This window comes from Deltaproteobacteria bacterium (assembly GCA_040223695.1).
GTDB lineage: Bacteria > Desulfobacterota_D > UBA1144 > Nemesobacterales > UBA2774 > JAVKFU01.
Window position 1 is genome coordinate 168019 of the sequence record JAVKFU010000017.1, and the last position, 24840, is coordinate 192858.

Annotated in this window: 23 protein-coding genes; 11 read left to right on the forward strand and 12 right to left on the reverse strand. The window is 46.7% G+C overall.

Features of this window, described 5'->3' with window-relative positions; translation table 11 throughout:
* Window positions 1-154 precede the first annotated feature (154 nt).
* The gene (gene coaBC / locus RIG61_08680; GenBank protein MEQ9619233.1) at window positions 155-1357 is read left to right on the forward strand and encodes a bifunctional phosphopantothenoylcysteine decarboxylase/phosphopantothenate--cysteine ligase CoaBC; all 1203 of its coding nucleotides are present in this window, start codon (window positions 155-157) and stop codon (window positions 1355-1357) included.
* Here the strand turns inward: coaBC and RIG61_08685 are convergent.
* Together RIG61_08685 and RIG61_08690 are read right to left on the reverse strand one after the other, a co-directional pair.
* On the reverse strand, window positions 1350-1727 hold the full coding sequence (locus RIG61_08685; GenBank protein MEQ9619234.1) for a response regulator: 378 nt from the start codon (window positions 1725-1727) through the stop codon (window positions 1350-1352). The two genes, coaBC and RIG61_08685, sit on opposite strands and share 8 nt — an antisense overlap.
* A 296-nt stretch (window positions 1728-2023) precedes the next feature.
* Window positions 2024-2317, reverse strand: a complete 294-nt coding sequence (locus RIG61_08690) for an HU family DNA-binding protein (protein ID MEQ9619235.1) — start codon at window positions 2315-2317, stop codon at window positions 2024-2026.
* Window positions 2318-2527: 210 nt separating this feature from the next.
* Between RIG61_08690 and RIG61_08695 the strand changes: the two genes are divergently transcribed.
* Together RIG61_08695 and RIG61_08700 are read left to right on the forward strand one after the other, a co-directional pair.
* Window positions 2528-3661 carry an efflux RND transporter periplasmic adaptor subunit gene (locus RIG61_08695; GenBank protein ID MEQ9619236.1) on the forward strand — a complete coding sequence of 378 codons (1134 nt, stop codon included), beginning with the start codon at window positions 2528-2530 and terminating at the stop codon, window positions 3659-3661.
* A 16-nt stretch (window positions 3662-3677) separates the two neighbouring features.
* On the forward strand, window positions 3678-6803 hold the full coding sequence (locus tag RIG61_08700) for an efflux RND transporter permease subunit (protein MEQ9619237.1): 3126 nt from the start codon (window positions 3678-3680) through the stop codon (window positions 6801-6803).
* A 60-nt stretch (window positions 6804-6863) separates the two neighbouring features.
* On the opposite strand, the gene RIG61_08705 is transcribed toward RIG61_08700, so the two are convergent.
* Together RIG61_08705 and RIG61_08710 are read right to left on the reverse strand one after the other, a co-directional pair.
* Window positions 6864-7424, reverse strand: coding sequence for a hypothetical protein (locus RIG61_08705; GenBank protein MEQ9619238.1), 561 nt, complete (start codon window positions 7422-7424; stop codon window positions 6864-6866).
* 214 nt (window positions 7425-7638) lie between these two features.
* Window positions 7639-7785, reverse strand: a complete 147-nt coding sequence (locus RIG61_08710) for a hypothetical protein (protein MEQ9619239.1) — start codon at window positions 7783-7785, stop codon at window positions 7639-7641.
* 126 nt (window positions 7786-7911) lie between these two features.
* Here RIG61_08710 and RIG61_08715 point away from each other — a divergent pair, with 126 nt between their 5' ends.
* The 5 genes from RIG61_08715 (at window position 7912) to RIG61_08735 (ending at window position 12415) form a co-directional block, all read left to right on the forward strand.
* Window positions 7912-9108 carry an ArsA family ATPase gene (locus tag RIG61_08715; protein MEQ9619240.1) on the forward strand — a complete coding sequence of 399 codons (1197 nt, stop codon included), beginning with the start codon at window positions 7912-7914 and terminating at the stop codon, window positions 9106-9108.
* Between the two features lie 150 nt (window positions 9109-9258).
* The gene (locus tag RIG61_08720; GenBank protein MEQ9619241.1) at window positions 9259-9639 is read left to right on the forward strand and encodes a hypothetical protein; all 381 of its coding nucleotides are present in this window, start codon (window positions 9259-9261) and stop codon (window positions 9637-9639) included.
* Window positions 9640-9751: 112 nt separating this feature from the next.
* Window positions 9752-10390, forward strand: a complete 639-nt coding sequence (locus RIG61_08725; GenBank protein ID MEQ9619242.1) for a phosphatase PAP2 family protein — start codon at window positions 9752-9754, stop codon at window positions 10388-10390.
* A 42-nt stretch (window positions 10391-10432) separates the two neighbouring features.
* Complete coding sequence (locus RIG61_08730; protein MEQ9619243.1) at window positions 10433-11419, forward strand: glycosyltransferase family 1 protein; 987 nt, start codon at window positions 10433-10435, stop codon at window positions 11417-11419.
* Between the two features lie 423 nt (window positions 11420-11842).
* Window positions 11843-12415 (forward strand): hypothetical protein, encoded by a 573-nt coding sequence (locus tag RIG61_08735; GenBank protein MEQ9619244.1) that lies wholly within the window; start codon window positions 11843-11845, stop codon window positions 12413-12415.
* A 110-nt stretch (window positions 12416-12525) separates the two neighbouring features.
* Here RIG61_08735 and RIG61_08740 read toward each other — a convergent pair whose 3' ends face one another.
* Entirely contained in the window at window positions 12526-13554 is a 1029-nt protein-coding gene (locus RIG61_08740) for a glycosyltransferase family protein (GenBank protein ID MEQ9619245.1), read from the reverse strand.
* A 925-nt stretch (window positions 13555-14479) separates the two neighbouring features.
* On the opposite strand from RIG61_08740, the gene RIG61_08745 reads away from it, so the two are divergent.
* Both RIG61_08745 and RIG61_08750 read left to right on the forward strand, forming a co-directional pair.
* On the forward strand, window positions 14480-15340 hold the full coding sequence (locus RIG61_08745; GenBank protein MEQ9619246.1) for a GNAT family N-acyltransferase: 861 nt from the start codon (window positions 14480-14482) through the stop codon (window positions 15338-15340).
* Window positions 15341-15490: 150 nt separating this feature from the next.
* A complete protein-coding gene (locus RIG61_08750) occupies window positions 15491-16105 on the forward strand; it encodes a lysophospholipid acyltransferase family protein (protein MEQ9619247.1) in 615 nt (204 codons plus the stop codon).
* Between the two features lie 195 nt (window positions 16106-16300).
* Here RIG61_08750 and RIG61_08755 read toward each other — a convergent pair whose 3' ends face one another.
* The 7 genes from RIG61_08755 to RIG61_08785 form a co-directional block, all read right to left on the reverse strand.
* Entirely contained in the window at window positions 16301-17563 is a 1263-nt protein-coding gene (locus tag RIG61_08755; GenBank protein MEQ9619248.1) for a class I SAM-dependent RNA methyltransferase, read from the reverse strand.
* Window positions 17564-17577: 14 nt separating this feature from the next.
* Window positions 17578-18585 (reverse strand): tRNA preQ1(34) S-adenosylmethionine ribosyltransferase-isomerase QueA, encoded by a 1008-nt coding sequence (gene queA / locus RIG61_08760; GenBank protein MEQ9619249.1) that lies wholly within the window; start codon window positions 18583-18585, stop codon window positions 17578-17580.
* Window positions 18586-18595: 10 nt separating this feature from the next.
* A complete protein-coding gene (locus tag RIG61_08765; protein MEQ9619250.1) occupies window positions 18596-19804 on the reverse strand; it encodes an argininosuccinate synthase in 1209 nt (402 codons plus the stop codon).
* A gap of 127 nt (window positions 19805-19931) precedes the next feature.
* On the reverse strand, window positions 19932-20381 hold the full coding sequence (locus RIG61_08770; protein MEQ9619251.1) for a hypothetical protein: 450 nt from the start codon (window positions 20379-20381) through the stop codon (window positions 19932-19934).
* A 93-nt stretch (window positions 20382-20474) separates the two neighbouring features.
* Window positions 20475-21158 (reverse strand): peptidoglycan editing factor PgeF, encoded by a 684-nt coding sequence (pgeF, locus tag RIG61_08775; protein MEQ9619252.1) that lies wholly within the window; start codon window positions 21156-21158, stop codon window positions 20475-20477.
* A 3-nt stretch (window positions 21159-21161) separates the two neighbouring features.
* Window positions 21162-22127 (reverse strand): RluA family pseudouridine synthase, encoded by a 966-nt coding sequence (locus RIG61_08780; protein MEQ9619253.1) that lies wholly within the window; start codon window positions 22125-22127, stop codon window positions 21162-21164.
* Between the two features lie 34 nt (window positions 22128-22161).
* Window positions 22162-23268: a hypothetical protein gene (locus RIG61_08785; GenBank protein MEQ9619254.1), complete on the reverse strand. Its 1107-nt coding sequence runs from the start codon at window positions 23266-23268 to the stop codon at window positions 22162-22164.
* A 202-nt stretch (window positions 23269-23470) separates the two neighbouring features.
* On the opposite strand from RIG61_08785, the gene RIG61_08790 reads away from it, so the two are divergent.
* On the forward strand, window positions 23471-24838 hold the full coding sequence (locus tag RIG61_08790) for a prolyl oligopeptidase family serine peptidase (protein MEQ9619255.1): 1368 nt from the start codon (window positions 23471-23473) through the stop codon (window positions 24836-24838).
* The last annotated feature ends 2 nt before the right edge of the window (window positions 24839-24840 follow it).

Consider the following 24840-nt stretch of genomic DNA (forward strand, 5'->3'; position numbering starts at 1 on the left):
GCATTTTCTAAATAGGAGTATATACACGTATTATTATTTTGTCAAGCTCTTTTAAAAAATTTTTACATGAATCTACTGGCGCATATATTTACAGAAGGTTTGCTATCACAGTGCCAGAACATATAATATTGCATAGAGAGGATTTAATAGATTAATGTCCGTAATCAAGGGAAAGAATATAATAATCGGGGTCACAGGCGGAATAGCAGCCTATAAATCCTGCGAGCTTGTAAGGGCTCTCGTAAGGGAAGGGGCGGCCGTGCGGGTGATACTTACTCAGAATGCGATGGAGTTCGTAACCCCGCTTACGCTTCAAACGCTATCGGGAAACAGGGTGGCCACGAAAACCTTCGACCTCGCGTGGGAATCGGAGATCGGTCATATAAGCCTGGCTGACAGCGCCGAGCTTATTGTCGTCGCACCCGCCACGGCCAGCTTCATAGGTAAACTGTCCTCGGGTATAGCCGATTCACTTCTATCGACAGTCATCCTCGCCACGCTATCACCCGTGATCGTGTGCCCGGCAATGAATGTAAATATGTATAAGAACCCTGCGGTTCAGGAAAATCTAACCAGGCTCGGAAACCGTGGATACACAATAGTCGAGCCCGCCGAAGGAGACCTCGCGTGCGGCTGGGAGGGGAAGGGAAGGCTTCCCGAAATAAAGGATATAATGGAGGAAATAGAAAGAACCTTCACCACCAAGGACCTGAGCAACGAAAGGGTGCTGGTGACAGGGGGAGCGACAAGAGAGTATATAGACTCCGTAAGGTACATCTCAAACCCGTCAAGCGGCAAAATGGGTTATGCTCTCGCCAGAGAGGCCCGTATGCGGGGAGCCGACGTAGTTCTTATTTCTGGAAAGACCTCTCTGATCCCGCCGCCGGGTGTAAGGTTCATAGAAGCGGTAACGTCCGGTGATATGTATGAATCGGTAATGAAATTTCTGGACTGGTCAACAATAGTAATAAAGGCCGCGGCCGTGGGCGACTATACTCCCTCCCGGAAAGTTAACGGAAAAATCAAAAAGGACGACGGAGAAAGAGTGCTGAAACTTAAACGCACGGAGGACATTCTCAAAAAGGTCGGAGAAAACAAAAACGGAAGATTTATAGTCGGATTTGCAGCGGAAACGGATAATCTGATAGCAAACGCCAGGGATAAATTAATCAAGAAAAATGTGGATTTTATAGTAGCCAACGATGTATCAAAGGAAGGGTCCGGTTTTGAATCGGATACCAATCAGGTGCATTTCGTTTACGGCAAAGGCGATACCGAAGAACTGCCGTCAATGCCAAAGTCGGACACTGCCCGCAGGATTTTCGACAAAATTTTAGAGTTAAAGAATCTTAATTAAAACGAAAAGAGTCAAGCACCAGATTTAATTTCTGAACTATCTCATCAACGGCACTTTCTTTGGTAATATAACCAACAGCACCCATATCGAGGCATTCTCTTATCTTTGTAATTTCACTAACAGCCGAAAGCATAAGCACGGGAACTACCTTCAGCTCCTCATTATTTTTCAGAATCTTGAGAAACTCCATTCCGTTATAGCCGGGCATCACTATATCGAGAACTATAAGGTCGGGCCTAAATTCATTCAGCTTCATCAACGCTTCCTGTCCGTTCTCAGCGGTTTCGACAATGTAATTTCTGGATGCGAGAATTCGCGAATAGAGTGTTCTCAAAGATTCTTCATCTTCGATTAACAGTATTTTTGCCATTGCCAGGCTCCTTTGATACACAAATTGCTCAATATCAATTTGTATTTTATAAAATTACATGCCATTAAGCAGTTCCGTATTTTTCAATAATTTAGCGCTAACTACTCTCTACCTGACAATTATACAGCTCAAAAAAACAATTTGTGATTTCTTTAAACCTCGAATTGAAAAACGTAAAAAATCTGCGTCAACAGATAAAAGCATCCACTGACATCATTACCCGCATTAGACAATGCAAGTTAGGGACGACTATATTGTAAACACAAATAAATCTTTAAGTTGAGGGAATACTAAGATTATCCCAAAACGGCGTCTTTACACGCTTTGGCAACCCTGAACTTGACGACTTTTTTGGCCGGTATTTTAATTTCAGCTCCGGTAGCAGGGTTTCTTCCCATCCTGGCTTTACGTCTGTCCAGCACCAGCTTGCCAATGCCCGGAATCGTGAACTGTTTGTTTTTTTTGGCTTCCTTGTAGGCAACCGCGGCTATCTCATCCAGTATTTCGGTGGCGGTTTTTTTTGTAATTCCGGCCGCCTCAGCAATGTGGGTCGACAATTGAGATTTTGTCATAGGTTTTTTATCTGCCATCTTCCTCTCCTTCTTAACGAGTTTTTTGTCAATACTACTGAAAAGTTCTATAAAAATCAATATGTTCGGAGAAAAAAATAAAATTTACTTTAAAACAGCGATTCAACCTGCCGTGCGCATTAAATTGTTTCGCTTACGAGAGAGGCATCTGTATAATTAATACGAAATAATGTGTTAAAATTATAGACCAACTCAAAACGGAAATAACAAATGTCATTTGAACGGCGATCTTCCAGAAATAAAAAACAGTGGCTGTGGTTCTTCGGATTTTTAGCAGCTTTTCTGATTCTCCTCATCGGCCTATACATACGGATGATTTCGGTCCGCTCGTCCGCTTTCGAAGCCGAGAATTCAAAGAAATTATCACCGGTTCGTGTGCAGGAGCCCAGCTCCACGGAGGTATGGCGCACTACAAGCTTTCTGGCCCGGATTGAAGGCGGACAGTCAATCGACGTAATGGCCAATACGGGCGGATGGGTTCAGGAGCGTGAAGCGGTTATAGGGGAGTCGGTTGAAAAAGACCAGCCCCTTTTGATATTGCGTGATGAGAGAAAAGTATTAAAACTCAAAGAAGCCGACGCCAGATTAAAATCAGCGCGCGCTAATCTAAACGAGCTGAAACGAAAATACGATCAAACCCTCACCCTGGTTGAAAAGGGAATAGTGGCGCGGGACACGCTTCAATCGCTTTCAAACCAGGTGTCTTCCGAGGCTTCGAATGTTGATGCGCTTGAAGCGGCGTATAACCTGATGGAGTGGGACGTGGATCATCTTGTAATACGCGCCCCGATCTCAGGCAAAGTCGTGGACACCGTCCCCGATGTCGGGCAGGAGGTAAAAGCAGGCGAGCTGGTAGCTAAAATGGTAAGCACATCAAATGAGCGTGTAGTAGCGGGGTTGGAGCCCCGTTGGGCACGCGTCATTAAGCCGGGGATGACCGTTAACTTCAGCACAACATTAAACGGCAGACTGGAAAAAACCGAAGGGGAAATAATAGGGGTAAGTCCCGACATGGATTCCGCTTCCGGGACTTACAAAGTTGAAGCACGGCTGATAAAAAACGAGTACAACTGGTGGCCGGGGGAAATCGTAAATATGGAAGTACCGGTTGAATTGCTTACCGATGTAATTTTAGTCCCCAGAACAGCGGTGCTTTCGGATAACAGGGAATTCTTTATCTTCGTTTACAAGCAAGGCAAGGCGCTTAAGGTTCCCGTATCTGTTACATGGGTAAATGAAAACGAGGGCAGCATCCCTTCAGATATGATTCCGGAAGGCAGTAAAATAATCGTCGAAGGTCATGTCGGTTTAGCCGGCGGTCAGCTTGTTCGCTTAATGCAGTAACCACGGCGCTCTTCACATGCACATAGCTGAATTTTCCGTAAAAAATCCCGTACTGGTCAATCTTCTCATGGTGGCAATCCTGGTCATAGGGATTCTGTCCGCTTTGACTCTGCCGCTCGAGTTATTCCCTTCAATAAAGCTGGAAATGGTCACAGTGACCACTGTTTTCCCGGGAGCCTCCGCGGAAGATGTGGAAAAGCTCGTCAGCATACCTATCGAGGACGAGATCAGCGATATTGGCGGCATAAAGGTCGTACGCTCGACGTCATCCGAGGGAAGGTCCTTCGTGGTGGCCGAGATAGAAACGGGAGAAGACAGCAACAAACTGGTGCAGGACATAAGATCGGAGATCGCCAGGATCGAAGACAAGCTTCCCGAGGACGCAGAAGATCCTGTTATTGAAGAGTTCAACGCCAGTTTCCCGCTCATAAGCGTAGCCATAGCGGGAGACGTCCCGAGGGAGACTCTCAGAAGCTACGGACTTCTTCTCGAAGACGAGCTGAAGCTCGTAAGGGGTGTTGACAGCATTGTCACATCGGGACTCGGGGACCCGGTATTCTGGATATATATAGACCCCGACAAGCTCAGGCAGTACGGTCTCTCCCTGGAACAAATCGAGTCCGTCATCAATCAAAAAAACCTGGATCTTCCGGGCGGGGCTGTGGAGCAGGGTGACGCCGAATATCTGGTAAGGGTCACAGGGCGCGTGCAGCAGGTGGATGACCTGCTGAATCTCCCTGTGCGGAGAAGCGCCGAGGGAAGGCACGTACTCTTAAAAGATATCGGCCGCGCTGAAAAGGGCGAGCAAAAAAGAACGACCACCGCGCGTTTGAACGGCCTCCCTGCTATCAATTTCTGGATTAATAAACAGAAGAACGTCGATTCGATTACAACCGTCGAAGAAGTGGAAAAGACGGTCGAGGGATTCAGAAAGCGTGTACCCGAAGATATCAAGATTTTCATAACGAACGATTCATCATACTGGGTACAACAGAGATTCGAGACAATGGTATCGAGCGGGCTTATAGGACTCGTCGTGGTGCTTGTCATACTAGCGCTCTTTCTTGACCTGAGAGCCGCGTTTATGGCGGCAATCGGACTGCCGGTAGCCTTTTTCGGGGCATTTATCCTCATGCAGTTCTCAGGAGTCACACTGAACATCCTGTCGATGTTCGGCTTGATTTTAGTGCTGGGAATAATAGTAGACGACGCAATCATTGTGGCCGAGAACATACAGCGTTATCTTCAGACGGGATATAGCCCGCGTGAGGCCGCGATAAGAGGAACCAAGGAAGTAGCCCTCCCGGTAATAGCCACAATTTTGACCAATATAGCCTCTTTTATTCCCCTTCTTATAGCGACCGGCCTCATAGGCAAATTTATGTCCATCATACCCAAAGTAGCCATATATGCACTGCTCGTATCTCTTATCGAAGCCCTTGTCATTCTCCCGTCGCACTGCGCCGATTTCCTGAAGCCCCACCCCCCCAAAAAACCCGTCAGAAAATGGGTCTCTAAAATACGTTACAGATATCTCCTGGCCCTGGTCTTTCTGATACGCAAGCGGTACATCACAGTCGCCACATTCGTCATCATACTGGTTCTAACCCTTTTTATATTCGCAAATGTCCCTCAGGTCCTCTTCTACACCAGGGACATCGCCCAATTCAATATCAGGGTTGAAAATCCTACCTGGTCAAATATCAAGTCCACCGAAGAATCCGTCGCGAAAATCGAAAACATGATAAATACGGTCGCGCCCGATCATGTTCTCAAGGACACGGTCTCGATGATCGGCATTGATCTGTCCAAGCAGGAGCCCGAGTTCGGTGATCACCTGGCAACTATAATAGTGGAATACGAAGACTTCGAAAAACGCAAGGAAAACGGTAAAGAGATTTTAAGGGATATAAGGAAAAAGGTCGAAAGCGAGATTGTCGGACCGGTCAGGGTGGATTTTGTCGAAACCGGGGGGCCGCCTACGGGAAAACCGGTCGACCTGCGTATTCAGGGCAAAAACTTCGAAACCCTGAAAGAGATTGCCCGTGAAACTGAAAAGAAGCTGGAAACGATACCGGGGGTATTCGGGGTCAGCGATGATCTGATATGGGGAAAACCTGAAATAAGGATAATCGTCGATGAACAAAGGGCCGCAATATACGGCCTCGACACCAGAACGGTCGCGAAGGCCATACGCGCAGCGGCGGATGGACTCACGGTATCGCAGACGCGTCTTGGAACCGAGGAAGCGGACATAATAATCAAATACGAGCTGCCGTCAGGAAACCTTTTATCGCTGCTGGAATCCTATCAGATTCCGACACCACAAGGAGGGTGGGTGCCGCTTAACAGCGTCGTTACGATGACGACCGAGCCCAGTATGCTGAATATCTCAAGATACGATATGGAGAGGTCCGTAAGGGTGACCGCGGAGATAGACGAGCAAGGAACGACAGCTCGGGAAGTAAACGCAGGGATATCGGATTTCTTGGACGGAATGCTAAGGGATTATCCGGGCTACACGTTTGTGTTCGGAGGCGAGGAAGAACAGACGAGAGAATCCTTGGACAGTATTTTCAGAGCTGCCATCATAGCCATTCTGCTGATCTACCTTATACTGGCCAGCATGCTGAAATCATACACACAGCCGTTCATCATAATGGTAATACTGCCCTTCGGGCTAATCGGCGTTATGGTCGGAGTGCTGCTAAGAGGCGAGCCTTTGACGCTTCCGGCGCTGATCGGAACCGTAGCGCTCCTGGGAATAGTCATAAATGACAGTCTCGTGCTCATGACCTTTATCAACAAAAGATTCAAAAAGATGAACAGGATATTTGCGGTGGTATTCTCCGCCAAACACAGATTCAGACCTATAATCCTGACGACAGTTACCACCTTCGGGGGTCTTGCGTCATTGATGATCAAATTCAGAGGCGAAGCGGCGTTTTTGGCTCCGATGGCAATAGCGCTCGGATTCGGCCTCCTTTTCGCTACATTCATAACATTGATACTCATTCCGTGTCTGTTTCTGATCCTGGACGACGCAGGCATACATATCAGAAAAAAGTGGGCCCTGTGGCGGGGGAAAAGTGGCGCGGCCTCCGACTTGCCCGAAGCCTCCCATCCCGCTAACCCCGGCTGAACCCGGCGTTCAGGCTCGCTTACGAGCCGTAGAAAACTCGGCAGGATAGGGCGAGCTTTGTTATATTGCGCGCTTCCACCAGAAGATTATCAGCCCGACCGCTACCAGAATAGGAATCGCTATCATCCACAAAAATTCCTCAACGAACGCCGCCCCGGCAACCGCGATACCGAGCACTATACCTACAAGCATGAAACGCCAGTCGAAATGAACGCCCGCAAGGAAAGTAGTGAGCGCCAGTGCAATAAGAGAGATAAGGGCGAGCTGATTGTTATTGATACGGCCCGCGGGATCAAACAATAGATAAATCAGGACAATGGCGGCAAAAAGACCCAGCCAATGAAGAAGCTGCACACTTATTATCCTCGAGAAACCCTCCCCCCTCTGCCGCGCCTTCGACCAGCCCAAATATATGCTGACCGCCCCGAATACGGGGGCCATAGCAACCCAGAACCAGAAACTCCTGACCGGCATAAAATTTGTAACCCCTATACCTATCGCGGACAATGCCATAAGGGTTATCAGTATTGCTTCGGCAACTCCCATCTTTTTTGCAAAGCTTTTATCGGAGGAGGGAGCCTCCGTACTCGAACCAGCTTGAAAAGGGTTTTGTTCACTCATTTAGATTCCTCCCCTACCCATTATATCACTTGAAACGTTCCCGAACAAAAGAGCACAAGTTATATCAGGGACCGAAGTCCCTCTAATAGGAGGACTTTTACGGTTTATGCCTAATTACCGCTGAACGGATCAGAAATCTTCTGGAATCTGACTTTAATGGCGAGTTACACAAGCTCCTTCAGCTTCGAGGAAGCAGCCGAATATCCGGGAGCAATTAAAATGCCGGATTAATGAAGTTATAGTAAACACCGCCTATTGCAACCAGTACGGTCGCGGCGAGAATAAGGAATGCAAGAACCGCGAATATTCCTTCATAAGAATTCGGGCTCCCGTTATTTTCAGGATTGGTATTTTCAGCCATGACAGTTTCCTCGCTCAAATAGTTTGGGATAATTATCTTAAGCAGAGAGCGAATTATGTCAATAGGGAGAGTTGGGTAATATTATAAATCGTAAGAAAATATCCTGTTGCGTAGAGAGATGAACACATGACCAGAATCATTCTGTATACAGGCAAGGGCGGCGTAGGAAAAACAACCACGGCTGCGGCTACGGCGCTCGAAGCAGCTAAACGGGGACACAGGGCGCTTGTCGTTTCCACTGACCCCGCCCACAGCCTGCGCGACGCGTTTGACCAGGAAATAGGGCCCGAGCCCAGGGAAATCATGAAAAATCTCGACGCCCAGGAAATAGACGTTTTTTATTCAGTCGATAAATACTGGGGCAAGCTCACGGGCTATATTCAGTCCCTTTTCAACTGGATGAACGTGGATGAGATTCTGGCCGAAGAATTCAGCATATTTCCGGGCATGGAAGAGGTGTCATGCTTTCTCTGGGTCTACAGCCATTATCAGGAAAAAAAATATGACGTGATTATTGTTGACAGCGCGCCGACCGGTGAGACGCTCAGGCTTCTTTCCCTGCCCGATGTTGCCAGGTGGTGGATTGTCAAGGTATTCCCGATAGAGAGAAAGGTCTTAAAAGTAGTAAGACCGGCCGTAAAAGTGGTATCCGACATGCCTCTGCCCGAAGAGGATACATACGTCGCCATAGAGGACCTGTTCGACAAGCTGAATTCAATCCACAAAATATTCTCGAATCCCGAAATCACATCCATCAGACTTGTGCTCAATCTCGAAAAAATGGTGATAAAGGAGACACAGCGGGCTTATACCTACCTTAATCTCTACGGATACAACGTAGATTCCGCCATAGTAAACAGAACTATGCCCGAGAAACTGGATCATCCTTATTTCAAGGAGTGGAAGAAATTCCAGGAAATATACAGAAAAGAGGTAACGGAATTATTCAGCCCTATCCCCCTGTATGAGGCGCCTCTGTTTTCCAAGGAAATACTGGGAATGGAGGCTCTTTCGGAATTCGGGAGCACGCTCTTTTCCGAAAGAGATCCGGTCGATATTCTCTATAAGGGAAAGCCGTACGAGATAGTGAAAGAAAGGGGTGTCTACAGTATTGTGATGCAACTTCCCTTTGTAAGCAAGGAAGAAGTCAAGCTCCATCAGTTTGGGGAAGAACTCATGATCCAGATCGAGAACCAGAGACGAAACATATTCCTGCCCAACTTTCTGGCCAAACTTAACGTTGATAAGGCAAACCTCGAAAACGGCCTGCTGAAAGTAAGTTTTGAGAAGGGCGGCGCGGACCGGGCAGGCAAAAAGCGATAATTGAACCGGCTGCTCCAGAAACGCGGTGAGTCGCGCTGTGATTAGGATACAAATCTTATGACCTGACTCGAAGCTTATATTTTTGATTAACGGTAAGTTAACAGAAAATTCAACACCCCTTAACAATGAGAAACTAGAATTACCATCGTAATGGCGATAGGACTTGATGATATAACGGTAATTCTTCCTGCAAGGAATCAATCGCGTAAAACCACACGGTTTCTTAAATCCCCGCCCGAGAATATAGAACTCATATTGATAGAGGCGAGCGAGGATTCAACCCACGATATTGTTAAATCAACCGGACCGCATTATACTACCGTTATACGACGCAGGGGGGCGGTTACGGAAGCCCGGAGCCTTGGAGTTGAAACGGCTACGACACCTTGGCCTCTCTTTACTGATGTGGGTGTTGAGTTTTCGGAAGGATATTTCAAAAAGCTTGCAGATCGAAAACCGCGACCTGACTCACGGACCGAAGCTCTCGCTCGATCACTTTACGACCTGTTACAAAGGGTTTGCGTACGGTAAATATCTGATTCAATTGCTTGGAGTTCCCGCGGGAGCGCATAATCAGCCGAAAGGCTTATGAGAAAGCGTGAGGGTATCGAGCCTAATTAGGAGAAGAACCGGAACTTGAAAAATGCAAACTGATAAAAATTTATATCAACATACGGCAGAAACTGTTTTAATACCTCTTGACAGGCGGGACAAATCGGCAAGAATAATCTCACACCTGCTAAGCCCGCCTCTTATAGCACTGGCCAGCATAATAATAACCGCTCAGGTGACTGAAAATAACTCGGCGCTTTTATGGATATTTATCTTTATCGGGCTGCTTGTACTTCCTCCGACGCTATACGTTCTTTGGCTCGTTCACAGAGGCATAGTCAGTGATTTCCACCTGAATAACAGGGAGGAGCGGGCTTTCCCTTTACTGGTCATCCTTGCCAATACGGCTCTTGTGTCTCTTGCTATGTACGTATCGGGCGCTCCCAGGCTGATGCTGATTGCTACAGCAGCGGCTCTTATACAATTGATTTTCGTCCTTATTATTACCCTTCGATGGAAAATCAGCGGACACTGCACAGCCGCGGCAAGTCTTTCTGTTCTGGCGGTAGCACTTTACGGCGAAAGTCTTATACCACTGACTTTAATAATACCGCTCACAGCATGGTCAAGAATCAGGCTCGGCAGGCACACCTTCACACAGACAGTGGCAGGCGGTTTTCTGGGAGCGGTTACAGTAGTTGTAATTCTTTACACAACCAGTGCTATTTGACCAACTTAATCAATCTAAATATGTTCCGGGTAAAGCATAGAGATGAAAATAATGCTCGTAACCGACGCATGGCATCCTCAGGTCAACGGTGTCACCTACACCTGGAGCTATATCACAAATTTAATCAGAAAAGAGCACGATGTATTCATTCTGAATCCGTATGTCGAGGGCGCCGAGCATTTACCCCTAAAGCTGCAGGGGAATATCCCGATATTAAAAAATGCTTCGTATATAGTTGAAAAGTATTTCAACAAGCTTAAGCCTGACCGAGTCCATATAGCCACCGAGGGAAGTCTTGGCCTTGCCATGAGACAGTACTGTAGAAAAAACAAAATGAATTATAACACCTCTTATCACACGAGGCTTGCGGACTACGGATGGATACTTTACGGCGTGCCCGCGTTTCTCACCTGGCTGTATGTGAGATGGTTTCACAAATGCAGCGGAAAGGTTCTGGTAACGACAAAAAGCATAGCGAAACAAGTGGGTCTCAATAACTGCATTGTATGGGGCCGGGGTGTGGATACCGATCTATTCAGTCCGGACGGAAAACAAAAAAAACCGGAAGAGAAAACAATAATTACGGTAGGGAGAGTAAGCAAAGATAAAAATTTGGATGACTTCTGCAAAATTCCCGGCTATAGAAAAATACTGGCGGGTGACGGACCTTATCTGAGCACACTTGAATTGAAATATCCCGACGTCCAATTTACGGGATACATACCCCATAATGAACTTAAAAACATTTATAACAGGGCCCATGTATTCGTCTTTCCGAGTAAGTTCGACACGTTCGGACTCGTTATCCTGGAGGCCATGGCATGCGGCCTGCCCGTTGTGGCTTATGACGTGCCGAGTCCGAGCGATATAGTAGAGGACGGCGTTACCGGATATCTCGGTGAGAGTCTAGAGGAAAACTTAGAAAAAGCCTTTCGTAATCTGGATGCCTTATCCGGAAATGCTCTCCAATATGCGGAGTCTAAAAGCTGGAACTCAATCGCCGACCAATTCATAAGCCATCTGGCCTGAGTACCGAAAATAATTCAACATGAATTTTCATCTACGACTCACTGACGCAAAAGTTAAAGCGGAACTCCGACTCTTGTGGTGAAAAACCTCCAATATATTATTGAACAAACGAAATTAATAGTTTGTAAGTATTGCGATAACCCTTCTTTAACATTGAGGATATCTGCCATTTGATTGCCCGCCCCATCCCCGGGCGCCTGCGAAAACCCGGTAAGAGTCCGACCCCCCAGGACTCTTACACTTTTCTTCAAGATACGTTAATCAACTGACTGATGAGCCGTGTTATTGAAAGAAAAAAGCATCAGCTGTAATAATTGAAATGATTTACGATTTGAAAATCTTAACGCTATCTTAACACTATCTTAACAAAACCCATATACAATTACCTCCGGAATTCAGAATCCATAACATACGAGGTGACCAATGAGTACGGAACCACTTGATAGAAATTCAATAGAGAGCGAACTCGAGACGCTCGTATCAAAATCCAAGGACTATATGAACACCAGAAACGAGGGTGAGCTGGTTTCACTTAGAAATGACATGATACACCTCAAGCTAAAGCTCGAAAGCGCAATGGAAAATAAAAATAATCATAATGCAAATTACATCACGGCACTCAAGCTGATGCTCTCGATTATCCATAAATTTACCTATTCGGTCAGCTTGATGGACAAACTTAAATCAAAAAAACCGATGTGTATGGAATTTGATACCCACCAGATGCTGGACACACTACTCCCTCACATCAAAACGCTCGCAGAATACGATAACTGGATAGATAAACTCGATACGAAAAAGCTTGAGGAAGACTATCTGTTTATAGAATCTCTCGAAGACCAGCACAAGAGAGTGCTGCTTACCTATCTCATCCAGGATTGGCGCAATATTGACGAAGTTTACACATTATTGAAAATCGGGGAAACGTATAAGAATATATCCGAAAAACTGGTCAGCCTTTCACTCGTATCAAGTTATATGAAAAATGGTCAATGATCGGATGGATGGAGAGTGATGTAGTCAAGCTTCATTCATAATCCCCGAACCTGTCGGCCGAGCTTGCCCGGTTCTCTTTAGTCACATTCCACTTCAACCACATCCGCCCTTCAAGAAATTTCTCCCTCAAGAAATTCATTAACATGGTCTGCGCTTTCCATACTGTCAAGAATCCTGCTCACTATCGCGGGAAGATTGTTTTTATAATTCGCATCGTAGTAAAAAGACGAATCTATCCACTCGGACAGTATGCGCTCGGATTCTATTCTCAAATCTCTCACGACCGGTATTCCCAGTCTTTCGAGAGCCTCCGCATTACACTGCTGTTCGTACTGTCTCTTCATCGGGATAACCATGAGCTTTTTACCTAAAAATAACGCTTCCGCCGGGGTTTCGAATCCGGCATTGCACAAAATGCCCTCGCAGCTCGAGAGACTCCTGACAAATTCTTCATTATTAACGGGGAAAACCGTTATATTTTTCTCGCGGAAAGGCTCTCCCTTGTGATGTTTTGAAAAAACTTCCCAGCTTACATCTACATTCCTTAGTATCCCGGATAAAAACCTGCCGTCGTAGGAAGGCAAGTACGCTGTATAGTGCCCGTTGTTCGCCGGTTCGGAATTCCTGATCTCCTCCCTTATTATGGGGGTAAAAATGAAATCGTCATACTCCTTAAAATGCAATCCTATGAGGGAAGATGAAGGCGCGTACCATTTGAGAATGAGCTCGGCGAAAAGATTCTTGCCCGGCGGCCTGGGAATCTTGGGTGAAAGAAATGAGGCCTGGTGCGAAATAGATATGCACGGCACCCTCCTGAACCTGGCAGCCCAGGCTGTTACAGGCTCAAAGTCGCTTAAAACCAGATCGTATTTCTCTACAGGAATTTTGTAAATGTCCGACAGCAATTTACGGGGGCTGAAATTCTTCAGTGAATTCCAGTAATCTATGCCCCCGCGTTTACCGAAGGTAAAACCCAGCCCGGGTAGTCTGTATTTTGTATCAAATCCTATATCTATCTCATGATGGTAGCCGCTCAACAGCACGTCAACATCGACGTGTCTTAAAAGATACTTCAAGATCTCCCTTGAACGGGAGATATGCCCGTTTCCGGTACCCTGAATCCCGAATAAAACTTTCATTTTGTATTCTTTAGATATTTCCCTTTATATCATATATAGTATGGAAAGATCTATCTGTCCAGCAAACAAAATAACCGCCCCTTTCCGCTTAACAATCAAAACAGCTCCCCGGCGGGGCAGCAAACAATGCGCCTGACAACCTTGGCTTAATCATAAACCAAAGCGTCTCCGCAAACCAGTAATTCAAAATCCATAAGCCAAAAAACTCTCTTGAGGGAGACGGTCAAATATAATTTCTGCAAAGACTATCCGCCATAATATTTTCAAAAATTTGACCATATCTTCTGTGTTGTCCTGATTACTGAGGAGAAATGGCTCATGGAAAATTATGCTAAATAGATTAAAGTTCGAATATTATTACATAGACCCATATTCCAAAAAAAGAGAGCCGGGCAGTTTAAAGACAAGCGCCGCAGTTTCGTTTTAACTCTAATCTATTTTGTTTTGATAGCGTATTAACCGTGAATAGAATACATATATAACTATTTAAGTTTCATTCCGCATCCGATTCGGCCAGCTCGCAGGGAACCGGCAAACGACTGTGTTTGCAACCGCAAACCCGGGGCAGCCGTGTCCCCTCCGTCGTGAAATCAAAATCGCGCTCGCCATAGGACGTAAAGCCTTTCGGTTCCAGGCCGCTACGGCCCGTGCCGTTTCTCAACGAAGTTGTCTCTCCACAGAGCTTTAATTTTCGCGCATCGAAATACATTATGACTATTGTATTTCTTCAGTATTAAGGGAATATTAAGGAAGAATTAACAGAAGCAGAAAAGCAGGATATTCCCGGATTGTCCGTTACACCTGGACTTCACGCTCATTTCTTTGATATAATGGAGACATTTTATAAACATAAAATTCATATTCGCTTAATACGTATTAAACACTCAAGAGGTATTAAACACTTAGCCCTAAATCGGAGAGAAGCATGATAACAAAGAAAGTAATGTCAATTAAAGATACGGTTTCCACTTCAAATATGCTGAGAAAGGCTTTCCGTTGGAAGCTAAGACAGTTTCGACCAAAAATTCCCATTTTAATCGAAAGCAGCAGGTTCCTTATCAAGACCGTCGAAAACGCATTTGAACTGGATAAGGCGTTAAACCTCAGATACGAAGTATTTTATAAAGAAACCCTTAACAAGGATAATTTCACAAGGACCGACTTGGATAAATTCGACCTGCTCTGCGACCACTTGCTAATTCTGGATAAAAAACAGAACTGTGTAGTAGGCACGTATAGATTAATCTCGTCCACCTTTTCGGATAAATTCTATTCTGAAACCGAATTTTCCATGGATCAGATCAAGGAGGCGAAGGGAATAAAACTCGAGCTCGGAAGGGCATGCGTCCACAGAAATTACAGGAACGGCACGGGGATTGCGCTTCTGTGGAAGGGATTGTCGGAGTATTACAGGAAAATCGGAGCGAAATACCTGTTCGGATGCTCGAGTATCGGTACTACCAATATCATCGAAATAAGTCTTATTTATAAATACATAAAAGAGTTATATTTGTCTCCCGAGAACTTCAGGGTGTTTCCCAACGAGAAGCATAAAATCAAAGAGCTCGAAACCTATATGCCCGCGTTCGACAAATTCGATATCAAGACCGAGTCTATAGAGAATTTCATACCTCCGCTGCTAAAGAGCTACCTGAAAGCGGGATCGGTCATTTGCGGGGAGCCGGCGCTCGACAAAAAATTTAAATGCGCGGACTTCTTCACCGTCCTCGATCTTGAGCTTCTTTCCAAATCATTCGAAAAAAGATACAAGGTCGCAAATGGTTAGGAAATTCTGGAAACTAATCTTTTTTTTTGCATTGTAGTTTCTTTTATAGCGGTAACGACGATCCTTAACGCACTTACAAGAGACCGGAAGGAGAGGCTTCACAGATCCACGAAAATCACCTCTTTTTTCAACGGGGTTCTGATCAAATCATTGGGCATTAACGTGCGGCTCACAAACCGCGGGAGCGCGCCCAACGAGAAGAAAAACTACCTTATCCTCTGTAACCACCTTTCCTACCTCGACATATTCATAATCTCCTCCTTTTTCCCCGCTTCTTTTATAGCCAGCGTCGATGAGGTAAGGAATACTTTCCTGCTGGGAAAAGTCACAGAGCTGAGCGGCGGATTCTTCGTCGAAAGGAGAAAGCGGTCGGGCCTTCGAGCCGAAATCGAATCCATATCCGAGTTGTTAAAGATGGGTATTAATGTGGCACTGTTCCCCGAGGGTACGACCTCCAACGGGGAGCGGGTTCTCCCCTTCAAAACGCCGCTCATAAGCATCGCTCAAAAAGCGGGAACGGACATTCTACCCCTCTGTATAAAGTACCGGAGAATAAACGGAGAGGAGATTAACGCCCGCAATAGAGACCTCGTTTACTACTACGGGGATATGAAGTTCTTTGACCATTTCTTCGACTTTCTATCTGTAGGCTCGGTGGATGTCGAACTCACGATGCTCGAAAGCATCGACCCCCTGTCAGGCGCTTCCAGAAAGGAGCTTGCGGCATCTGCATTTAACTCTATAAACTCAGCGTACATGAAATAAATGCGCGCATTCAATCCACGAAAAACCCATGAGTGACGTAATTGCTTTTCGTCCACAATTAACCATTACGCATAAGAGGAAATAATTAACGGATCAACGGGTCTTAAAGAGACAGGGCAGGTTTACTATGACGGCGTACCATGACTCGAGCGGGAGAACTATTCAGCGCGCCAACTGCTTGTACTCGGCACGTTACTATCTTCTTACCTTTGTCAGAAGCGAAACGGATTCAATATGATATGTCTGGGGGAACATATCGAAGGGCTTTACACTTATAGGCTCAAAGCCCGATTCCCCAAACTTCTTTAAATCACGGGCCAGAGTCGAAGGGTCGCAGGATACATATATGATTTTTTCTGGTGACAGGTCGGCTATGGCGCTTATTATTTTCTTTGCGCCCTCCCTGGGAGGGTCCAGTACCACCAGTTGAAAATTCCCCCCTTCCGAATCAAGCCCGCGTAAAAACTCCTCGCATGAGGCGTTTTCGAAAACTATATTGCTGATACCGTTAACCGTCGCATTCTTTTTCGCGAAAGCGACGGCTTTTTTGTTTACCTCGACTGAAACCACCTTTTCCGCAAGCCGTGCGAGTGGGATGGAGAAATTACCTGTGCCTGAATATAGATCGAGAACAGCCTCCTCCCCTGATAGCTCCGCCCGCTTTAGAACGGTCTCTATCATCGCTTCGTTCACCGAAGGGTTGGACTGTGCAAAAACCGACGGGGCAGTAAAAAGACTGAAACCGGAAACACCGGCTTCAAAGCCGGCTTCGTCCTTACCCGTAACGGAAACATTTTCCGTCTCCGGGAATCTCTTAAGGTGTTTGACCAGTGCTCCGAGGGAGCCCGGCTTTCTCGCGTAACGGGGCACGAGGCTTATATAAGCGCTCGAGCCGTTTGAGGAAATATGCACTTTATCCAGAGGGTAATTGGGATCGCCCACCGAGGAGAGAACCTGAGAAAGACGAGCTATCGCTTCATTAATGATTTCGTCTGATACCGGGCAGGATTCGATTTTGACCTTCCGGCTGCTTCTCTCCTGACTATATCCGATATGCCACTGCCCGGCATAAAACCAGGCGGACAAGAGAACCCTCGTTCTGTATCCGTATTCTTTTGAGGAGGAGAATATCTCCTCGACTTCAGCGTTTTGAATTCCGCCAATTCTTTGTATCGTCTCCCTGAGTATGTCCCGCTTCTCCCTGAGCTGGGCGGGGTATGATAAATTCTGAAGCTGGCAGCCTCCGCATATGCCGAATACAGGGCAAGGGGGCTCCACCCTGTCCGGGGAAGGTGTAATTATTTGATGGATCACCGCCTCACCGTAGCTCCCCTTATCTTTAATGATTTTCACATCCAGGATGTCACGGGGGAGTCCGCCCTCAACGAAAAGCACCTTCCCGTCCTCTCTGGCTATTCCCTTCCCGCCGAATGCTAGCCTCTCTATCTCTACCCGCAATATTTTTCTCCTTGCTATATTATGAACATGGCGTCCCCGTAGCTGAGGAACCTGTACCCCGAGCTCATGGCTGAATCGTATGCTTTAAATATAAATTCGCGGCCCGCGAACGCTGAAACTAGCATCAGGAGTGTAGAGCGGGGAAGGTGAAAATTGGTAATCAATCCGTTGACCGCTTTAAACTTGAAACCGGGACGGATATAGAGGTCTGTCCGGCCCTTAAGCGGCTCGACCGACCCCTCTTCGTCGACTGATGACTCGAGTGTCCTTACGACCGTAGTACCCACGGCGATCACCCTTCTTCCATCGGCTCTGGCACGATTTACAGCCGCGGCCGTTTCAATCGGGATTTCCCTCTGTTCCGCGTGCATTTCATGCTCTTCGATGTTCTCGGCCTGTACGGGTTTGAAGGTTCCGATACCCACATGGAGAGTTACATATCTAATCTCCACCCCTTTTCTCTTCAGCCGCCCGAGGAGTTCAGGCGTAAAATGAAGACCCGCCGTGGGAGCCGCAATAGCTCCCTCCTTTTCGGCAAAGACGGTTTGATAGGAACTTCTGTCGCTTTCATCAGGCGCGCGCTTTATATAGGGAGGGAGAGGCATTTTGCCTATTCTATCGAGAAAGAGAGGGGATTTTTCGTTAAATTCTATTATCCATTCGCTCCTGCCGTTTCTGTGAAGCGTGGCATTTACATCGCTTCCGAACTTAATTTCGAGGTTCTCTTTCGGATTTCTGACAAGACATGTCCATCTCCGCCCGTCCTGCTTCTCTAGGAGAAGAACTTCGATCTCTCTACCGGATTTCCTGTTTCCGAAAAGCCTCGCAGGAAGAACCCGTGTATTATTCAGCACCAGCAGATCGCCTGCGTTCAATAAATCGGGAAGCTCAAAGAACCTTTTGTGATTTATCCCCCCATGCTCTCTGTCGAGCACCATAAGCCTGGAGTTATGCCTTTCCGCGACCGGACGGTACGCGATCATCTCCTCGGGCAGACGGTAATCGAAATCGGAAGTTTTCATTATGAGAAGTTTACTTTCCTTTCTTTTCAAGGAGCTTTCCGACAGAAAGCCTGAGAGCGTTTAGTTTTATAAACCCCGTCGCGTCAGACTGGTCATAGATGCTGTCTTCTTCGAAAGTCGCAAGATCCTCCTGATATAACGAATATGGCGACTTTCTTCCGGCCAGTATTACGTTGCCCTTGTATATCTTCAAACGCACAGTCCCGGTTACATTTTTCTGAGATTCCTCCACGGCCGCCCTGAGCATCTCCATCTCCGGGGAATACCAGAATCCGTAGTAAATGAGCTCCGAAATTTTAGGAATGAAAGAATCCCTCAGGTGCATCACCTCCCTGTCCATGGTTATGGACTCGAGCGCCCTGTGAGCCGCGTGGAGTATCGTGCCACCCGGGGTCTCGTACACCCCCCTCGATTTCATGCCCACAAACCTGTTCTCCACCAGATCGACCCTGCCCACCCCGTTCGCCCCGCCTGTCTTATTGAGCGTGTCAAGCAGCTCCGCCGGTTGGAGCCCCTTTCCATCCACCCGCACGGGAACGCCTTTCTCAAAATCTATATCCAGGTATTGAGGTTCGTCCGGTGCTCTCTCCGGTGATACGGTCATCTCAAACATATCCTCAGGGGGCTCTGACCAGGGGTCCTCCAGCATTCCTCCCTCATAACTGATATGGAGAAGATTCCTGTCGCAGCTGTAGGGCTTCTCTGAAGTAACAGGAACGGGTATGCCGTTTTTCCTGGCATATTCTATCAGGGAGCTTCTGGAATTCAGATCCCACTCCCTCCAGGGCGCGATAACCCTGATTTCAGGATCGAGCGCGTAATATGTAAGCTCGAAGCGTACCTGGTCGTTGCCCTTCCCGGTCGATCCGTGTGATACGGCAAAGGCGTTTTCCTTCTCCGCGATCTCGATCTGCCTTTTCGCGATGAGCGGACGGGCGAGCGAGGTCCCGAGTAAATATGTTCCTTCATACACCGCGCTTGCCTTTATAGCCGTAAAAACGAAATCATTTACGAACTCTTCCTTCAGGTCCTCTATATATACCTTGCTTGCCCCTGTTTTTATCGCTTTTTCCCTGACTTCCTCCAGATCCTCCCCCTGTCCGACGTCGGCGACATACGCTATTATCTCAGCCTCATATTTCTCGGCGAGCCACTTGAGAATCACCGAAGTATCAAGCCCGCCTGAGTAAGCCAGAACGATCTTATTTGTTTTACTCATTATCGTTTACCCCTCAAAATCCCGATTGCAGGATACAGTAATATTATATTTCGCTTGGAATTTAATTTACTTGGGAATATATGATAGTTAAAGACTCGGGAATCCGGAACGCGAATATAACGTGTGTTTACGGCTGCCCCTGTTGTCCCGGCTGCTCGCTCGGCGGCCTTAAGTCATGCAGATAAAACTTGGCGTTATTACCTTCATAAAATTTTTCAAGAGTGAAACCTATATATTCGATCTTCTCCTGATCATCGCCCATGTATGACGCGCGCTTGACCTCATCCGACAGCTTGCACTCAACGGGTATATCCTTTGAAGCACTCTCGTGTGATATGAACCTAAGCCTTAAATCTCTGTCCTCAAGCTTTAAATTTTTAGGTAGAACAAACCCGACAGCCATTTTCGCGCTGATGAATTCCACAATAATAAGTCTTACGGTACTTGCGCCTATGCCTTCTGTTCCGCCTTCCACTTCGAATGTATATGCGTAATAATCAACGGACTGTCCGCTTTCATTCATAGAATCCAGATACCCATAGTCCTCCGAATCAAGCCAGCACATTATCTGAAGCATGATCGCCTCCAATCAAATTTAATTTATCGTTATGAATTTGTTCGGATATTATACCCTCTAAAAAATATAACACTTTTTTCCCGGACTCTGACTCTAAACGAGACCGATCACGCTGAGCTGGCTTCCGACACCTTTGCCTTCCCTACGGTAGGAGTAAAAATTATCGTTACATATCGTGCAAATATCCATAATTTCTATATTTTTAACGCCGGATCTCTCGAGCGCCGATTCATTGGCTAAAGCCAGATCGAGAATGAATTTGGAATCAGCTTTTTCTCTTAAATATTGACTGTTGTCACGATACTTTTCTCTAAACTGAAAGGCAACGTCCTCACCAACTTCGTAACAGCAGTTCCTCGCGGAAGGGCCGATTACGGCAATCATCCGTTCGGGAGTAATACCGAAACTGTCTTTAATCACACCTAGTGTTTTATCAACAATTTGCGAGAGAGTGCCGCGCCATCCCGCGTGTACGGCAGCGGCCACTTCTCCTCTGTCGTCAGCAAGTAGAACAGGAACACAGTCGGCGGTAGAGACGCCTATTCCGACACCTCTCAGCCGGGTAACAAGGGCATCCCCGGTCATATATGCTTCCGCGACACTATTGTCATTTATCACTTTGACCTCACTGCTGTGTATTTGCCTGAGGCGGGTTATCCCCCCTGACAAACCCAGGCTCACGGCCAAATCAGACTCCGCACCCTTAACAGTTCTGTCCGCAAATCCGTGCACAATCCCCGGAACCGTGGATAGTATGCTCGATTTAGTCCAGTTCATTGTCTATAAATTATTCTCCCCGGATTCCTCAAGAATGTTAAGGGCCTCTTTCATATCTTCCGGCACAGGAGCGGTAAATTCCATATATTCCTTCGTGGCGGGATGCGCAAAGCCGAGTTTAAAGGCATGCAGCGCCTGCCTCCCTATCTTTTTCGCAGCGGCTGCGACAGCGCCCGATTTTAGCTTTTTATAGCCGTATACTTCATCAGCCAGAACCGGGTGACCGTTCTCCGAGAAATGAACCCTTATCTGATGAGTACGGCCTGTTTTGGGCTCGGCCTCGACGAGCGTGGCGTTTTTATATCTCTTTACCACCTTCCACAATGTAAGCGCTTCTCTGCCAGAGGCGGTTTTAGAGGACATTTTGATTCTGTTTGTGGGATGTCTCCCTATTCCGGATGAAAACGATCCCGAATCCTTTTTCAATACACCTTCCACTACCGCCATGTATTTCTTACGGACGGTTCTCTCTTTGAACTGTCCGACGAGCGAGTTGTGGGACAAATCGTTTTTAGCCACTACCATAATCCCCGACGTATTTTTGTCCAGCCTGTGTACTATACCCGGCCTTATCTTCCCCCCGATACCGGACAGGTCCTTACACCTGTGGAGAAGCGCATTTACAAGAGTCCCTCTTTTTACACCCGCTCCGGGATGGACGGTCATGCCGGGAGGCTTGTTGACTACCGCTATGCAATCATCCTCAAAAATGACCTCAATCGGAATATCCTCGGGCTCCGCATCTATGGATTCCGGCGCGGGTATCGTTACATGCACAACTTCACCGACGTCGAATTTCCTCGAAGGCTTAATTGGCTCTCCCCCGACCAGCACGTGCTTCTCGTCAATCAGTTTTTTAATCTGAGAACGCGTCAGCCCCGGGAGAAAATGAGAAAGCACAATATCGGCTCTCTTGTCCGCGAATTCCGGTGAGATTCGAAATTTTTCAGTCCTTTGCCCGTTAATCATTACTTTCAACTAAAGGGGAAGTGACGAGGGGATACTATTTTCTATCCCTTTTATCCTGAATTATCTGTCTTACGGCGGTTGTGAGTACCCCGGGAAGATTTTTACTCCACCTCAGATTTTTCAGATCGACATCCCTCAAGTGCCTTATCAGGTTTACTGAAATATGCGGAGGTGTTTTGGGGTTATTAACCAGGGCCAGCTTAACCTGATATAACCTCATCCACTTACGGCCGTCCGAAATCTCACGAAGTATGTCCTCACTAACGATCTTTGATTGAGATATCGACACGATTTCACTGTCGGTAAGCCTCGGGTTCTTGAGAACGGCTTTCGATACAATCCTGTTCGGGTCCTTAATCAGCACAGTCCTTGCTTCCCTGTTTCCGAGGATCGCGAGCTTTATTTTCTGACCGATATTTAACATGCTTATTTGAATCTGATAATTCTGATGTCTTATTTCAGAGGGTTCCCCGTCTTCATCGTTTTCCTCGACAAGCTCTTCGTCAATGTCAACGTCATCCAGAAACGATTCCTGAACCTCATAGTCTGCTTCTCCTTCATGAGCATCTTCCGATTCGGGGTTTTGCGAAACCGGAGCATCTTCCGGATGAACCAGATCGGGAATATCGTACTTCTTTCCCATGTAGAGTTTTAAATAATCTATTACCGCATCCAGCGTCGAGCGCGTAATCACGGGATTTTTGCTCAGGGACTCCACAATATCCGCGGAACGTACAATCCTCTCATGGTTGTTCGCTATCAGCTCTATAAGGTTTTGGGCGTGTACCGCCCCCGCCAGATAAGCGATGGTATCGTCTCTCGCGGAGTTATTTAATATGATCTTCTGTAGCTGTTTTTCATCGCTGATCGTGCGCGCGAAATAATCCAGAAGCCCGGAATTAGTTCCCGGATCGCCAAGGACGGACGAAACCACATCGGCGGGTATCTCCGAGAGAGACTTACGGGCATGCTCCGAGACCTCCCCGTCATTATCTGAAATGAGCAGGTAAAGAACAAGCGTAATATCTTTGGGGATAAGCGGAACAAGCCCTCGGGCCGCCATTAAACGTAGTTCTTTGGGACGAGAAGGATCGGCAAACTTTCTTACAGGCTCCGGTAGGCTTTCAGAATAATCTTTCATTGCTAGTTCTAATTGTATAAAAAAACCCGACCGCTCGCAATGTTTGTAAAAAATGACGGCAAAAGAAGTATCGCATATCTTTTGACGGAAGAACACAGACGAAACTTGATATATATTTATTTCTATACATTATTTTTGGCTGCCATATAATTAAACTTCGGGAACCGGGATTAAACCCCGATTAGAACTTAGGGAAGATATAGTGACGATAAATCAGAAATCGGCGGTAAAGGTATACGAAGGCAGATGGGCGACAAAACCCGAAAAAGTCAAAGAGGGAATATTGTTCAGTTACTATTCACCGTACGCACGGGAAGTATATATTTCCGGTGATTTCAACGGATGGAAACAGGGCGCTACACCTTTAATAAAAGGTAATGACGATGTCTGGCGTCTGATTATGACGCTTCCGTCAGGCCGGTGGTATGACTATAAGTTCATCGTTGACGGAAAGTGGATAACCGACCCCAATAATCCCGACCTTAACCCCGACACCGCAGGAGATGCCAATTCGGTGATTTACCTCGGGAAGAGCGGCGAGCTGCTGGCGGGGGACGATCCCGGGAGGCATGTATTCTCTCCGGAGGGAAGAAATATCCGACGCGGCCGTTTCGAGTCGCCGAAATACAGCAGGAGCTTTGAGTTTTTTTACATTCTTCCCGAGGGCCAGGATAAGAGCAATCTGCCCGTCATAATATGTCTCAACAACTACATAAAGTCTCAGCGGATACACGAATACTGCAAAAAATACGGATATATCGGCATAATGCCCTCCCCTGAGCTCGGCCGAGATTATTTAAGACTGGGAAAGGTTGATACCTTTTCCGAACTTCTCGATTACCTGAAGAATAGTTTCAAAATAGACGACGACAGAATCTACGTGACCGGCATGTCAAACGGCGGGCTCGAAGCAATGCTCGTATCAATGTACTATCCCGACCTGATTGCGGCCTCGGGACTTGTATTCGGCCCGTACAGGCTTAGGTATTATAAGAAGCGAATAAAAGATATGAACCCTCCGGAGCTAAGGAATTTTATTAACAGTCTCGATTTCCCGGAGAAGATGATAGCGAATCTGGAGAATCTGCCGTTGTACATTTCACACGGAGGGGATGACGAAGCCGTTCCCGTCGACGATGCAATCGTTCTCCACGAAATGACCGAAAAGCTCGGGGGCCCCGCGAAATTTAAATATTACCCTGAAGAGGGGCATACATGGCTCATGGTGGACAAGGACCTGCCGGAGATATTCGACTGGTTCGGCAGGCACACGCGTGTCCGGTTTCCGAAGTATATTCACTATACCGCGCCTTCCGGTATTTTTAAAAATACGATTTATTGGGCGGAGTTCACCGCAGCCGACATCCGGGGTCCGGTTAAAGTCTTTGTGGAACCGGCCGGAAAATACATACTGAAGGTCGAAATAGAAAACATCAGCAAGTTAATACTCAAACCGCTCCGGGAATTTGTGAAAATTTCGGACAAATTAAAAATAGAAACAAATATCGAGGCTTCTAACATAGATTTCGATAAGGTTGCAAATGAAGCTGTAATAACCTTCGGGTGCTGATT